Here is a 12,729-nt window from a genome sequence, read left to right as displayed (position 1 = left end):
ATTTGCCGCTTCCTACACTGCACGTTGTCCGCAGTGCACGAAGTCCTCGCAGAGCGCACCGCACCCTTTTTGCCATCCAGGGCCCCTTCGCAGGGGCCCTGAACGGTTCCAAAGCCTGCCGCCATCCATGACAGAGTCCTCAGCCCGCGCCAACGCGCCAGCAAAATCCTCCTCCAGAGCCACGCGCTATACCGGCGTGGCCATGGCTGCCCACTGGCTGCTGGCCCTGGGCCTGATCGCCGCCCTGGGCCTGGGCTGGTACATGACCGGCCTGCCGTTCTCGCCCTCGCGCCTGAAGCTGTACAACTGGCACAAGTGGCTGGGCGTCACGCTTTTGTCGCTGAGCCTGCTGCGCCTGCTCTGGCGCGTCACCCACCGCCCGCCCGAGCTGCCGCCCGCCGTGGCCCGCGCCATGCCGCAATGGCAGCACTGGGCCCACAACGGCACCCACCACGCCATGTACCTGCTGTTCTTCGCCGTGCCCCTGCTGGGCTGGGCCTACAGCTCGGCGGCCGGCTTTCCCATCGTCTTCCTCGGCATGCTGCCCCTGCCCGACTTCGTGAGCGCCAGCCCCGAACTGGCAGAGACCCTCAAGCCCCTGCACGGCTGGGCGGCCTGGGCCCTGGTGGTGCTGATCGCCATGCATGTGGGCGCCGCCCTCAAGCACCAGTTCATCGACCGCGACGGCCTGATCTCCCGCATGCTGCCGGGCCGCGCCTGAACCTCTCGCCAGCCAGGGCCGGTGTCCATCCGGCCCCAGCCACCCCCTGACCGGACCTTCCCGACCCCTAGGAGTCTCGCCATGCGCTTTTCCTCCACGCTGACCACCATCGCCCTGGCCGCTGCGGCCCTGGCTTCCCAAGCGGCACTGGCCGAGCAAAAGCTCGTCCCCGCCCAGAGCGCCGTGAACTTCACGGCCAAGCAGATGGGCGTGCCCCTGCAGGGCCACTTCAAGAAGTTCGATGCCCAGGTCCAGTTCGACACGGCCAAGCCCGACACCAGCAAGATCCGCTTCACCGTGGACACCGGCAGCGCCACCATGGGCGCCAAGGAAACCGACGCCGAACTGCCCAAGGCGGACTGGTTCAACGTCGCCAAATTCCCGCAGGCCGTGTTCGACTCCACCGCCGTCAAGGCGCTGGGCGGAGGCAAGTACCAGGTGGACGGCAAGCTCAGCATCAAGGGCCAGGTCCAGAACGTGAGCATTCCCGTGCAACTGGCCCAGTCCGGCACCACGACCACGGCCACCGGCACGCTGCCGCTCAAGCGCCTGCAATTCAAGATCGGCGAAGGCGAATGGGGCGATACCTCCATGGTGGCCGACGAGGTGCAGGTGCAGTTCAAGCTGGCATTGACCGGCGTGGGCAAGCTGTAAGCCGCGTCCCTGCCCAAGATCGGCCATTTTCCTTCCCGTTTCGTGCAACCCCAACCTAGGAGTTCTTTCATGCGCACTTCCGTGTTTGCCCTGGCCATTGCCGGCCTGTTCGCCACCGCTGTCCAGGCTGCTCCCGCAACCTACGCCATCGACCCGACGCACACCTTCGCCACGTTCGAGATCGACCACAACGGCGCCTCGACCAACCGCGTGCGCTTCGACAAGAAGAGCGGCACCGTGGAATTCGACCGTGACGCCAAGGCCGGCAAGGTCGAAGTCGTGCTGGAAATGGAATCGCTGAGCTCGGGCACCGCCGCCTTCGACAAGCATCTCAAGAGCGCCGACATCTTCAACGTGGCCAAGTTCCCCCAGGCCAAGTTCGTCTCCGACAAGTTCGTCTTCGACGGCGACAAGCTCAAGGAAGTCACCGGCCACCTGACCATCCTGGACAAGACCCAGCCCGTGACCATCAAGGCCAACAAGTTCACCTGCTACCCCAACGCCATGCTGCAAAAGCGCGAGACCTGCGGCGGCGACTTCGAGGCCGTGATCGACCGCACCGCCTTCGGCGTGAACTACGGCGTGGACTATGGCTTCCCCAAGCAAGTGCGCCTGGTGATGTCCATCGAAGCGGTCAAGCAGCAGTAAAACCGCATCCGCCGCGGTGCCTTCCGGGGCGCTGCAGCCCAAAAGCCCGTGAACCGGAAATCGGTCACGGGCTTTTTTGCGTCGTTGACCGTGCCTGCCAATCCCGCACCAGGACTGCCAGCCTGCGCACCCCTTGCTCGATGGCCTCCGGCTCCAGGCTCGCATAACCCAGGACCAGCCCAGCGCAGGATTGACGGCGATGGGCATCGCCCGCCGCATAGAGCGGCGAGATGGGGCGAACGCCCACGCCACGCTCTCGCGCCAGCCGCACCAGGGCGAACTCGTCGCGCTGGTGCACGGCAAGCATCCAGGCCACCACATGCAGGCCGGAGGCCGAGCCTTCGACCTGCACCGCGCCCGGCAGGTGGCGCTCCAGCGCCTGCAAGAGGGCTGCCCGGCGGCCTTCATTGCGGCGGCGGGCGGCGCGCACGTGGCGCTCGTAGCTGCCTTCCTCGATCAGCGCGGCCAGCACCAGCTGGTCCAGGCGCGGTGCATGCCGGTCGGCCAGCCGCCGGGCCTCGCGGAACACAGGCACCAGGGCCGGCGGCAGCACCAGGTAGCCCATGCGCATCTGCGGCGACAAGGCCTTGGAGAAGGTGCCCACGTGGATGACGCAGCCCGCCTCGTCAATGGACTGCAGGGCGTCGATGGGGCGCAGCCCGTAGCGGAATTCGCCGTCGTAGTCGTCCTCCAGAATCCAGGCACCCGTGGCGCGCGCCCAGGCCAGCAGTTGCTGCCTGCGGCCTATGGGCAGCACGCCGCCCAGCGGAAACTGGTGCGAGGGCGTGACATAGGCCAGCCGCGCCTCGCGCCCGGCCAGCGCCGAGGTATCCAGGCCCTGTTCATCGACGGCCATTTCCTTCAGGCATGCGCCCTGGGCCTCGAACACGCGGCGCGCCATCAGGTAGCAGGGCTCTTCCATCAGCACGGTCTCGCCCGGATCGACCAGCACGCGCGCGCACAGGTCGATGGCCTGCTGCGAGCCCTGCACCACCACGATCTGATCGGCCGAACAGACAAGCCCCCGCGCCCGGCGCAGATAGCCCTGCAGCGCCGTGCGCAGCGCCGGCTCGCCTTCGGGCGCGTCGTAGGACAGGGAAGACTGGCGCTGCACGATGGCGCGGTTGTAGGCGCGCCGCCAGGCCAGCGTGGGAAAGTCGTCAAAGGCCAGGGCGCCGTAAAGAAAGTCGATCGGGGCCGGCCCACCATCGCCTGCTGCCGGTGGCAGGGCTGACGCCAGCGCATCCACCCGCTGCCCATAGGAAGACAGCCGGGGACGGCCATGCTGCAGGGCCGCTGCCGGCATGCTGCGCGCACGGCTGCGCTGCGCCGCGCCAGCCGCCACGCGCGCCCTGCTGCCTGGAGCAGTCTCCAGATAGCCTTCGGCCGCAAGCTGCTCGTAGGCGGCCGTGACGGTGGTGCGCGACACGCCCAGGTCCAGCGCCAAGGCGCGGGTGGAAGGCAGGCGTGCGCCCACGGCCAGGCTGCCGTCGGCCACCTGTGATTTCAGCCATTCGTGGAGGGTGCGGGCGCCGGGCGCTGCGCCGGCATGGCGGGTGAAAGCGGATTTCAACTGGTCTGCCAAAAAAACACGAAACTGGATTTTTCATTGTGCCAGGGATGGTGGATAGTCCGGTTTCCCCCGATGCCGGCACACCAGCCCAGGAAGCGCCCATGTACACGCCCGCCCATTTCTCCCTCACCGATTCCGACAGCCTGCACGGCCTGATCCGCAGCCACCCCCTGGGCACGCTCGTCACCCAGGCCAACGGCGTGCTGGACGCCAACCACCTGCCGTTCCTGCTGGATGCGGACCCAGGGGAGATGGGCACGCTGAGCGCCCATGTGGCCCGCGCCAATCCGATCTGGCAGCAGTGCCGCGACGGCGCCGAGGTGCTGGTCGTCTTCCGTGGCGCCGAGGGCTATATCTCGCCCAGCTGGTATCCAAGCAAGCACGAGACGCACCGCCTGGTGCCCACCTGGAACTACGAGGCCGTGCATGTGCACGGGCAAATCAGCATCCATGACGACGAGAAATTCGTGCGCGGCCTGGTCGGGCGGCTCACGCGGGTCCATGAGGCATCGCAGGCCCAGCCCTGGAAGATGTCCGACTCGCCGCGTGAATTCATCGACGGCATGCTGCAGGCCATCGTCGGCCTGCAGATCCGCATCACCCGCCTGGAGGGCAAGGCCAAGCTCAGCCAGAACCGGCAGGCCCGCGACCTGGAAGGCGCCATCGGCGCGCTGCGCGAGCGTGGACAGGAGCCGCTGGCCGGTGCCATGGATGCGGCGCCGCGCCTCTAGCGCCTGCCACCCTCACACAGATTGCCAACCACCGATGTACACATCCACCTTCACCTTCGCGCCGGGCGAATATGACGCGCCATTCCATGCCCTTGACGGCCGGATCGCCGAGATCGCCCGCGCCATCCCCGGCTACCTGGGCGAAGAGGCCTGGGAGAACCCCGCCACAGGCCTGGTCTCCAACGTCTACTACTGGCAGACCTGGGAGGCGCTGCAGCAACTGATGCGCCACCCTGCGCACCTAGAAGCCAAGCAGCAGCAGGCGCGCTGGCTCAGGGGCTACCAGGTGGTGATCGCCCAGGTGGTGGGCAGCTACGGCGACGGCGGCATAGCGCACCCGCTGGCCACCACTGCGCAAGGCACCGCGCACCCGGCTCGCTGGCCGCACCCGCTTTTGGCCCGATGATGGCGGCCATGCGATGGCGTTTTGATCCTGTTTCCCTGGCGTGGGCGGTGGCCCTGTTTGTCTTGCTCGTGCTGCTGGCCACCGTCGGCGCGCGCTGGGGCTGGGTGCGCAGCTTCTTCGGCGACGTGATGGCCGTGGCCTGGGTCTATGCCGTGTTCAAGACCGTGATCGCCGCGCGCGTGCTGCCGCTGGCATCGGCCGCACTGTGCGTGGGCCTGCTGGTGGAGCTGGGCCAGTTCCTGGCATCGACCTTCCAGTTGCACATTCCCAACCGCGCTTTGCGCATCGTGCTGGGCAGCACGGCCGACTGGTGGGATGTGCTGGCCTATGTGATGGGTTTTGCAGCCGTGCTGGCGGTGGAGGCTGCGTTCCGTGGCCGCAGGCGCCCCGCCTTCACGGCATAAACCCGCAGCGGTCCGCTACGGCTCTGGAACAAGCTCCTCGACAACGGATTCGCAGTGGATTTTCAGCCGCCCATAGTGGGACAGCTGCAAGAACAGATGCTGCGCCCTTGCTGACGAAGGCCTCTTCGTATCCCGCTGCAGCACTTCGCAGCGGTCCAGGCAGTCATCCATCTCTGCGGCTGCGTCGCGCTGGACGTTGGCAAAGTACGCCTGCACGGCCGGAAAATTGGCGATCCGTTCAAAGCGAATGGCTACCCTGGCCTGCGGCCTGTCGAACACGGCATAGAGAAAGAAGCACAGTTCCACGCTCCGGGCCGCCACATCCAGGCGCACCTGCTCCAGCAATCCATCGTGGTACTGGTACTGCAATCGATGGCTCCGCGCCGGATCAGGCCCGTACAGCGCAACCGCCGGCCTTGAGCACCCGCTTCGTCGAGGCCGGATACCGCTCCAGCTTGTCCGCCGGCCGGCGCGGCCTGGCCACCAGCTCGCCGCCGCAGTTGGGGCAGGCGCCCTGCAGCACGTGATCCGCACAGCCGGCACAGAACGTGCACTCGAAGGTGCAGATGCGAGCCTCGGCGGACTCTGGTGGCAGGTCCTTGTCGCAGCATTCGCAGTTGGGTCGAAGCTCAAGCATCGGTGCACTCCGGGTGTGGTCCATGAAGACTGGCATCCTAGTGGATGTGCTCTGCCGGGGAGCGGTCCTCGCGCTCCATCTGCAGCGTCGTATGGTGCAGGTCGAAGCCGGCCTGCAGCCTGTCTTCGATGGCGCGGCGCACCTGCTCGCCGTCCGCGCCGGGCAGCAGCACCACATGGCCGGTCAGCATGGGCTTGCTCTGCGTGACCGCCCACAGGTGGACATCGTGGATGGCGGCCACGCCCGCCGTGCCCGAGATCGCCTCGCGCACCGCCTGCAGGCTCATCCCCGAGGGCACGCCTTCCAGCAGGATGTTGATGCACGCGCGCAGCAGGGTCCAGGTCCGCGGGAACACCATGAAGCCGATGCCCACGGCCACCGCCGAGTCGATCCATCGCCAGCCCGTCAGCCAGATCAGCGCGGCACCGGCGAGCACGCCGATCGAGCCCAGCATGTCCGCCCATACCTCCAGGTACGCGCCCTTCACGTTCAGGCTCTCGTCCTTGCCGCCAGACAGCAGGCGCATGGAGACCAGGTTGATCACCAGCCCCACGGCCGCCACCGCCATCATGCCCAGCGACTGGATTTCCGCGGGCGCCGACAGGCGGCGATAGGCCTCATACAGGATGTAGAAGGCCACGCCCAGCAGCACCAGTGCGTTGACGGCGGCGGCCAGGATCTCGAAGCGCGCATAGCCGTAGGTGCGCAGCAGGTCCGCCGCCTTGCGGCCGGCGCGTATGGCCACCAGGGCCAGCAGCAGCGCCATCGCGTCGGTCAGCATGTGCATGGCGTCGGAGATCAGGGCCAGGCTGCCCGTGACCATGCCGCCGATGATCTCCACCACCATGAAGCTGCCGGTCAATCCGAAGGCAAACCAGAGACGGGATTCCGGCAGGGCGCGCACGTCGCCGTGCTGATGGCTGTCGCTCATGAGGTTCCTCGACTTGAAAACGGTTGTGAACAGAAGGCCGCTGCCCATGGCGATCATGGTTGCGCACGGACGCAGGCAGCCTCCATGAGAAAGCGTGAAGTGACTTGAAGGTCAAGTACTGCCGGCAAGTTGCGACCGCAGGTGGCCCGGACACGGCGACGCGCATATCCCTGCATTCATCGCAACATTTCATTTAGGTAAATTGATTACGAATAGTAGAATAAATCCATCCACCAAGGAGACATTCGATGAACACAAGCGCCCGCCCCGACCTGTCCACGCTGCCGCCGCCCGCCGCCGTGCAGCAGCTGCACCACTACGCCTACAAGGCCCGCGATGCGGAAGAAACCCGCCACTTCTACGAGGACATCCTGGGCCTGCCGCTCTATCACATCATCCAGAGCGACTACGTGCCCAGCACGGGCGAGTACTGCCCCTACACGCACTTCTTCTTCCGCCTGAAGGACGGATCGTTCATCGCCTTCTTCGACATCGGCGACGACGAGGCGGCCCTGCCATCGCCCAACACGCCGCTGTGGATCAACCACATCGCCTTCCGCGTGGACACGGTGCAGGAGCTGGAGAACGCCAAGGCGCGCCTGCAGGCCCATGGCGTGGAGGTGCTGGGCGTGACCGACCACCACATCTTCAAGAGCATCTACTTCTTCGATCCCAACGGCATCCGCCTGGAGCTGTCGGCCCAGCTGGCCGACGAAGTGCAGATGGCGCGCGAAAGCACCACGGCCCACGCCCGCCTGAACGAGTGGACCGCGCGCAAGGAGCAATGGCGCAAGGAACGCGCCGAAGGCAAGGCCGCCCAGCCGCTCAAGCCCCAGAGCAACGACCGGCCCGAGTTCGTCCCCGGCGCGGGCGCTTAAAAGTGCACAACACGCTCTCAATAAAACCCGGCGAACAGGCAGGCGGACGGGGTCGGTAGAATCCCCGTCAAACCGTCATCCATTTCGCATATGCAGACGGCATCCCTTCAACGGATGCCGTTTTCATTTGCCAAACGCCATTCGCACAATTCCCCGCAAGCAAGCCATGAGCGACACCATTGCCCAGCCAGGCCTCGACAGCCTGTCCAAATCGTTTGAACCCGCCGCCATCGAGGCCCAATGGGGCCCTGAATGGGAAAAGCGCGGCTACGGCGCAGCCGGCGTGCGCGGCACGGGCCAGGCAGATGCATCCCAGCCCTCGTTCTCCGTCCAGCTGCCGCCGCCCAATGTGACGGGCACGCTGCACATGGGCCATGCGTTCAACCAGACCATCATGGACAGCCTCACGCGCTACCACCGCATGAAGGGCCACAACACGGTCTGGGTGCCCGGCACCGACCACGCGGGCATCGCCACGCAGATCGTGGTGGAGCGCCAGCTGCAGGAGCAGGGCATTGCCAGCCGCCACGACATGGGCGCCACGCCTCCCGAGGCGCGCAAGAACTTCGTGGGCAAGGTCTGGGAGTGGAAGAACCAGAGCGGCAACACCATCACCGGCCAGATGCGCCGCATGGGCGACAGCGTGGACTGGAGCCGCGAGTACTTCACCATGGACGACAAGCTGTCGTCCATCGTCAACGAGACCTTCGTGCGCCTGTACCAGCAGGGCCTGATCTACCGCGGCAAGCGCCTGGTGAACTGGGACCCGAAGCTGATGTCCGCCGTCTCCGATCTCGAAGTCGAGAACGAGGAAAAGGACGGCTCGCTGTGGCACATCGCCTACCCGCTGTCCGATGGTTCGGGCCAGCTGGTGGTGGCCACCACGCGCCCGGAAACCATGCTGGGCGACGCGGCCCTGATGGTGCACCCCGAGGACGAACGCTACCAGGCGCTGATCGGCAAGACCGTGATCCTGCCCCTGGTGGGCCGCGAGATCCCCATCATTGCCGACGACTACGTGGACCGCGAGTTCGGCACGGGCGTGGTCAAGGTCACGCCTGCGCATGACAACAACGACTACGCCGTTGGCCAGCGCCACGGCCTGCCGATGATCTGCGTGCTCACGCTGACGGCCACCATCAACGACGAGGCGCCCGAGAAGTACCGCGGCATGGACCGCTTCGTGGCGCGCAAGGCCATCGTGGCCGACCTGGACGCGGCCGGCCTGCTGGTCGAGACCAAGAAGCACAAGCTCATGGTGCCCATCTGCACGCGCACGGGCCAGGTGATCGAGCCCATGCTGACCGACCAGTGGTTCGTGGCCATGAACAAGGTGGGCGAAGGCGATGCCACGGGCAAGTCCATCGCGCAGAAGGCCATCGATGCCGTCTCCAGCGGCCAGGTGCAGTTCGTGCCCGAGAACTGGGTCAACACCTACAACCAGTGGATGAACAACATCCAGGACTGGTGCATCTCGCGCCAGCTGTGGTGGGGCCACCAGATTCCCGCCTGGTACGACGAGGACGGCAAGGTCTACGTGGCCCGCACCGAGGAAGAAGCCCGGGCCCAGGCCCCCGGCAAGACGCTCACCCGCGACGAGGACGTGCTGGACACCTGGTACTCCTCGGCCCTGGTGCCGTTCTCCACCATGGGCTGGCCGAACCAGACCGAGGCGGCCGACGATGACTACAACCTCTACCTGCCCAGCTCGGTGCTGGTCACGGGCTACGACATCATCTTCTTCTGGGTCGCCCGGATGATCATGATGACCACGCACTTCACGGGCCGCGTGCCCTTCCGCCATGTCTACATGCATGGCCTGGTGCGTGACGCCCAGGGCAAGAAGATGAGCAAGTCCGAGGGCAACGTGCTCGACCCCGTGGACCTGATCGACGGCATCGACCTGGACACCCTGCTGGACAAGCGCACGCAGGGCCTGCGCCGCCCCGAGACCGCGCCCCAGGTGCGCAAGAACACGCAAAAGGAATTCCCCGAGGGCATTCCCGCCTACGGCGCCGACGCGCTGCGCTTCACCTTCGCGGCCCTGGCCTCGCTGGGCCGCTCCATCAACTTCGACAGCAAGCGCTGCGAGGGCTACCGCAACTTCTGCAACAAGCTGTGGAACGCCAGCCGCTTCGTGCTGATGAACTGCGAAGGCCATGACTGCGGCCTGCTGCCCCACACCAAGGAGCAATGCCAGGCCGGCGGCGAGTTCGCGGGCTACATGCAGTTCAGCCAGCCCGACCGCTGGATCGCCTCGCAGCTGCAGAAGGTCGAGGCCGAAGTGGCCAAGGGCTTTGCCGAGTTCCGCCTGGACAACGTGGCCAACGCGCTGTACGACTTCGTCTGGAACGAGTTCTGCGACTGGTACCTGGAAATCGCCAAGGTGCAGATCCAGACCGGCAACGAGGCCCAGCAGCGCGCCACGCGCCGCACGCTGATCCGCACGCTGGAGGCCATCCTGCGCCTGGCCCACCCCATCATCCCGTTCGTGACCGAAGCCCTGTGGCAGAAGGTCGCCCCGGTCGCCGGCCTGCCCGGCGAGTCCGTGGCCGTGGCCCGCTATCCCGAGGCCCAGCCCGAGAAGATCGACGAGGCCGCCATCGCCTACGTGGGCCGCATCAAGCAGATGATCGACGCCTGCCGCACGCTGCGCGGCGAGATGGGCGTGTCGCCCGCACAGCGCCTGCCGCTGCTGGCCGTGGCCAGTTCGGCCGATGAGGCACAGTTCCTGCGCACCAATGCCGCCGTGCTGCAAAACCTGGCCAAGCTCAGCGAGGTCAAGGTGTTCGACGACGAAGCCGCCTGGGCCGAGGCCGCCCAGGCCGCGCCGGTCTGCGTGGTGGGCGAGGCGCGCCTGGCGCTGTTCGTGGAGATCGACGTGGCCGCCGAAAAGGCCCGCCTGTCCAAGGAGGCCGCACGCCTGGAAGGCGAGATCACCAAGGCCAATGCCAAGCTGGGCAACGAGGCCTTCGTGGCCAAGGCGCCCCCGGCCGTCATCGACCAGGAAAAGAAGCGCGTGGCCGACTTCGGCGCCACGCTGATCCGCATCCAGGAACAACTCGCCCGACTGGGTTGACATGGAATCTCCCCCTGAGCGGCTGCGCCGCTTCCCCCTCTCTCGCTTCGCGGGAGGGGGACGACCCCCTCGGCGCGGGGCGGCGCGGCCGGCTCAGGCCCTTCCTCGGTGTCCCTGATCTTGGGCTGCGCCAGTTTCATCGTCCGAGGGCATCAAGTCGCACAATGAAAGCTGAGACACTTAGCGAAGAAGACGCAAAGCCGCACGCTTTTTCCATCACCTGAATCCCAAGATTTTCATGAGTAATCAGACCCGTGTCCGCAAAGCCGTGTTTCCCGTTGCCGGGCTCGGCACGCGCTTCCTTCCCGCCACCAAGGCCTCTCCCAAGGAGATGCTGCCGGTGGTGGACAAGCCGCTGATCCAGTACGCCGTGGAAGAGGCCTACGAGGCCGGCATCCGCGACATGATCTTCGTCACCGGCCGCAGCAAGCGCGCCATCGAAGACCATTTCGACACCGCCTACGAGCTGGAAAACGAACTGGAGAACGCCGGCAAGCAGGCCATGCTGGAACTGGTGCGCAGCATCAGCCCGGCCGACATGAACTGCCTGTTCGTGCGCCAGCCGCGCTCGCTGGGCCTGGGCCACGCCGTGCTGTGCGCCGAGCCGCTGGTGGGCAACGAGCCCTTTGCCGTGCTGCTGGCCGACGACCTGATGGTGGGCGAGCCTGGCGGCCCCGGCGTGATGGCGCAGATGACATCGGCCTTCCACAAGCAGGGCCGCTCCCTGCTGGCCGTGCAGGAAGTGCCGTTGGAGCAGACCAAGCGCTACGGCATCGTGGCAGGCGAGCCGGCCGGCGGTTCGCTGATGCGCATCGAGAAGATCGTCGAAAAGCCCGCGCCCGAGAAGGCCCCCTCGCGCATGGGCGTGGCTGGCCGCTACGTGCTGACACCGGCCATCTTCGAGGAGATCCGCAACCAGCCCAAGGGCGTGGGCGGCGAGATCCAGCTGACGGACGCCATTGAACGCCTGATGGCCCATGAAGCCGTCTACGCCTTCCAGTACCAGGGCAAGCGCTACGACTGCGGCAGCAAGGAAGGCTTTTTGCAGGCCACGGTGGAACTGGCGCTGCAGCACGAGGATGTGGGCGCGAGCTTCCGCGAATACCTGCAGGGCCTGAGCATCTGAGGCCCGGCCTCGGAGCCGCCCTGCCCCATGCAAAAGGCCTGCGAAAGCAGGCCTTTTTCTTTGGAGCGAACCGCGTGCAGCCGCTCAGCGCCGGCGCAGGATATGGATGAACTCCGCACCCACGGTCTGCTGCTCCACCAGTTCATTGCCGGTCTGCTTGGCAAAGGCCTGGAAGTCGCGCAGCGAGCCCGTGTCGGTGGCCACCACCTTGAGCAACTGGCCGCTGTCCAGTTCGGCCAGCGCCTTCTTGGCCTTGAGAATGGGCAGCGGGCAGTTGAGCCCGCGCGTGTCGATTTCCTTGTGAATTTCCATCGGATGCACCTCTTGAGCCTGGGATTCTAGGCGGCATCGCGGCTGAGGCCGGCAGCAGTGTCTTCATCGGTGCGACTTGCCTCAGCCTCCTGGGCCTGCTCGGCACGCTTCCAGAAGTCACGGATCACGGGATCATGTCCCCGGCTGCGCAGCCACTTGGCCAGCGCCATGCCGGTGCCCGAGGGCCAGGCCTGGACTTTCTCGGGCTCCAGCAGGCGGTATTCGAGCAGTTCGGGCGACAGCCGCACCTGGCCGCTGGCGCGCACATGGAAGGCGATGATGACCTGGTTCATGCGCAGGAACTCATGCACGCTGATCAGCTCCAGCGACTCGGCCTGCAGGCCGGTTTCCTCCGCCACCTCGCGCGCCACGCCCTCCTCGGGCGACTCGCCGGCCTCCATGAAGCCCGTGATCAGCCCGAAGACCTTCTCGGGCCAGGCCGCATTGCGCGCCAGCAGCACCTTGCCATCCAGCTCCACGATGGCGGCCAGCACCGGCGTGGGATTGTTCCAGTGCGTCCAGCCGCACTCGGGGCAGCGAAGGCGCGATACATCGCCGCCGTCCTCGGCCTGGATCACCCACTGCAGGGGCGTGGCGCAGTGCGTGCAATAGCGGGTCTCATAGTGCAT

The 12,729-nt window shown here is 66.5% G+C and carries 15 protein-coding genes; 9 read left to right on the top strand and 6 right to left on the bottom strand.

Going from position 1 to position 12,729, the window contains the following annotated elements:
* Positions 1-127 precede the first annotated feature (127 nt).
* The 3 genes from A9976_RS02845 (at position 128) to A9976_RS02835 (ending at position 2,023) form a co-directional block, all read left to right on the top strand.
* Entirely contained in the window at positions 128-721 is a 594-nt protein-coding gene (locus tag A9976_RS02845) for a cytochrome b (protein WP_183017722.1), read from the top strand.
* 81 nt (positions 722-802) lie between these two features.
* Entirely contained in the window at positions 803-1,375 is a 573-nt protein-coding gene (locus A9976_RS02840) for a YceI family protein (RefSeq protein ID WP_034391259.1), read from the top strand.
* A gap of 69 nt (positions 1,376-1,444) precedes the next feature.
* Positions 1,445-2,023 carry a YceI family protein gene (locus A9976_RS02835; protein WP_012204149.1) on the top strand — a complete coding sequence of 193 codons (579 nt, stop codon included), beginning with the start codon at positions 1,445-1,447 and terminating at the stop codon, positions 2,021-2,023.
* 64 nt (positions 2,024-2,087) lie between these two features.
* Here A9976_RS02835 and A9976_RS02830 read toward each other — a convergent pair whose 3' ends face one another.
* A complete protein-coding gene (locus A9976_RS02830) occupies positions 2,088-3,596 on the bottom strand; it encodes a PLP-dependent aminotransferase family protein (RefSeq protein WP_259649084.1) in 1,509 nt (502 codons plus the stop codon).
* A gap of 101 nt (positions 3,597-3,697) precedes the next feature.
* Here A9976_RS02830 and A9976_RS02825 point away from each other — a divergent pair, with 101 nt between their 5' ends.
* Genes A9976_RS02825 through A9976_RS02815 form a run of 3 tightly spaced genes read left to right on the top strand, consistent with a single transcriptional unit; the run spans position 3,698 to position 5,137 of the window.
* A complete protein-coding gene (locus A9976_RS02825) occupies positions 3,698-4,327 on the top strand; it encodes an FMN-binding negative transcriptional regulator (protein WP_088166766.1) in 630 nt (209 codons plus the stop codon).
* Positions 4,328-4,361: 34 nt separating this feature from the next.
* The gene (locus A9976_RS02820) at positions 4,362-4,733 is read left to right on the top strand and encodes an antibiotic biosynthesis monooxygenase (protein WP_183017720.1); all 372 of its coding nucleotides are present in this window, start codon (positions 4,362-4,364) and stop codon (positions 4,731-4,733) included.
* A complete protein-coding gene (locus A9976_RS02815) occupies positions 4,730-5,137 on the top strand; it encodes a DUF2809 domain-containing protein (RefSeq protein WP_065346821.1) in 408 nt (135 codons plus the stop codon). The genes A9976_RS02820 and A9976_RS02815 overlap by 4 nt, the downstream gene beginning before the upstream one ends.
* A gap of 15 nt (positions 5,138-5,152) precedes the next feature.
* Here A9976_RS02815 and A9976_RS02810 read toward each other — a convergent pair whose 3' ends face one another.
* From A9976_RS02810 to A9976_RS02800, 3 genes are read right to left on the bottom strand one after another with little or no spacing between them, the layout of a single operon-like run.
* Positions 5,153-5,506: a hypothetical protein gene (locus tag A9976_RS02810; RefSeq protein ID WP_183017719.1), complete on the bottom strand. Its 354-nt coding sequence runs from the start codon at positions 5,504-5,506 to the stop codon at positions 5,153-5,155.
* 19 nt (positions 5,507-5,525) lie between these two features.
* Positions 5,526-5,774: a DUF1272 domain-containing protein gene (locus A9976_RS02805; RefSeq protein WP_183017718.1), complete on the bottom strand. Its 249-nt coding sequence runs from the start codon at positions 5,772-5,774 to the stop codon at positions 5,526-5,528.
* Between the two features lie 37 nt (positions 5,775-5,811).
* Positions 5,812-6,705: a cation diffusion facilitator family transporter gene (locus A9976_RS02800; protein WP_183017717.1), complete on the bottom strand. Its 894-nt coding sequence runs from the start codon at positions 6,703-6,705 to the stop codon at positions 5,812-5,814.
* A 248-nt stretch (positions 6,706-6,953) separates the two neighbouring features.
* Here A9976_RS02800 and A9976_RS02795 point away from each other — a divergent pair, with 248 nt between their 5' ends.
* The 3 genes from A9976_RS02795 (at position 6,954) to galU (ending at position 11,788) form a co-directional block, all read left to right on the top strand.
* Entirely contained in the window at positions 6,954-7,583 is a 630-nt protein-coding gene (locus A9976_RS02795; RefSeq protein ID WP_183017716.1) for a VOC family protein, read from the top strand.
* Positions 7,584-7,749: 166 nt separating this feature from the next.
* Positions 7,750-10,662, top strand: coding sequence for a valine--tRNA ligase (locus A9976_RS02790; RefSeq protein WP_183017715.1), 2,913 nt, complete (start codon positions 7,750-7,752; stop codon positions 10,660-10,662).
* Positions 10,663-10,900: 238 nt separating this feature from the next.
* A complete protein-coding gene (galU, locus tag A9976_RS02785; RefSeq protein ID WP_012204138.1) occupies positions 10,901-11,788 on the top strand; it encodes a UTP--glucose-1-phosphate uridylyltransferase GalU in 888 nt (295 codons plus the stop codon).
* Between the two features lie 84 nt (positions 11,789-11,872).
* On the opposite strand, the gene A9976_RS02780 is transcribed toward galU, so the two are convergent.
* Together A9976_RS02780 and A9976_RS02775 are read right to left on the bottom strand one after the other, a co-directional pair.
* On the bottom strand, positions 11,873-12,100 hold the full coding sequence (locus A9976_RS02780; protein WP_012204137.1) for a sulfurtransferase TusA family protein: 228 nt from the start codon (positions 12,098-12,100) through the stop codon (positions 11,873-11,875).
* Positions 12,101-12,126: 26 nt separating this feature from the next.
* Positions 12,127-12,729: an NUDIX domain-containing protein gene (locus tag A9976_RS02775; RefSeq protein WP_183017714.1), complete on the bottom strand. Its 603-nt coding sequence runs from the start codon at positions 12,727-12,729 to the stop codon at positions 12,127-12,129.

The organism is Delftia sp. UME58 (genome assembly GCF_014170385.1).
Classification (GTDB): domain Bacteria; phylum Pseudomonadota; class Gammaproteobacteria; order Burkholderiales; family Burkholderiaceae_C; genus Comamonas; species Comamonas acidovorans.
Note: the sequence above shows the minus strand (reverse complement) of the source record. Positions and strands in the feature narration are given on the sequence as shown.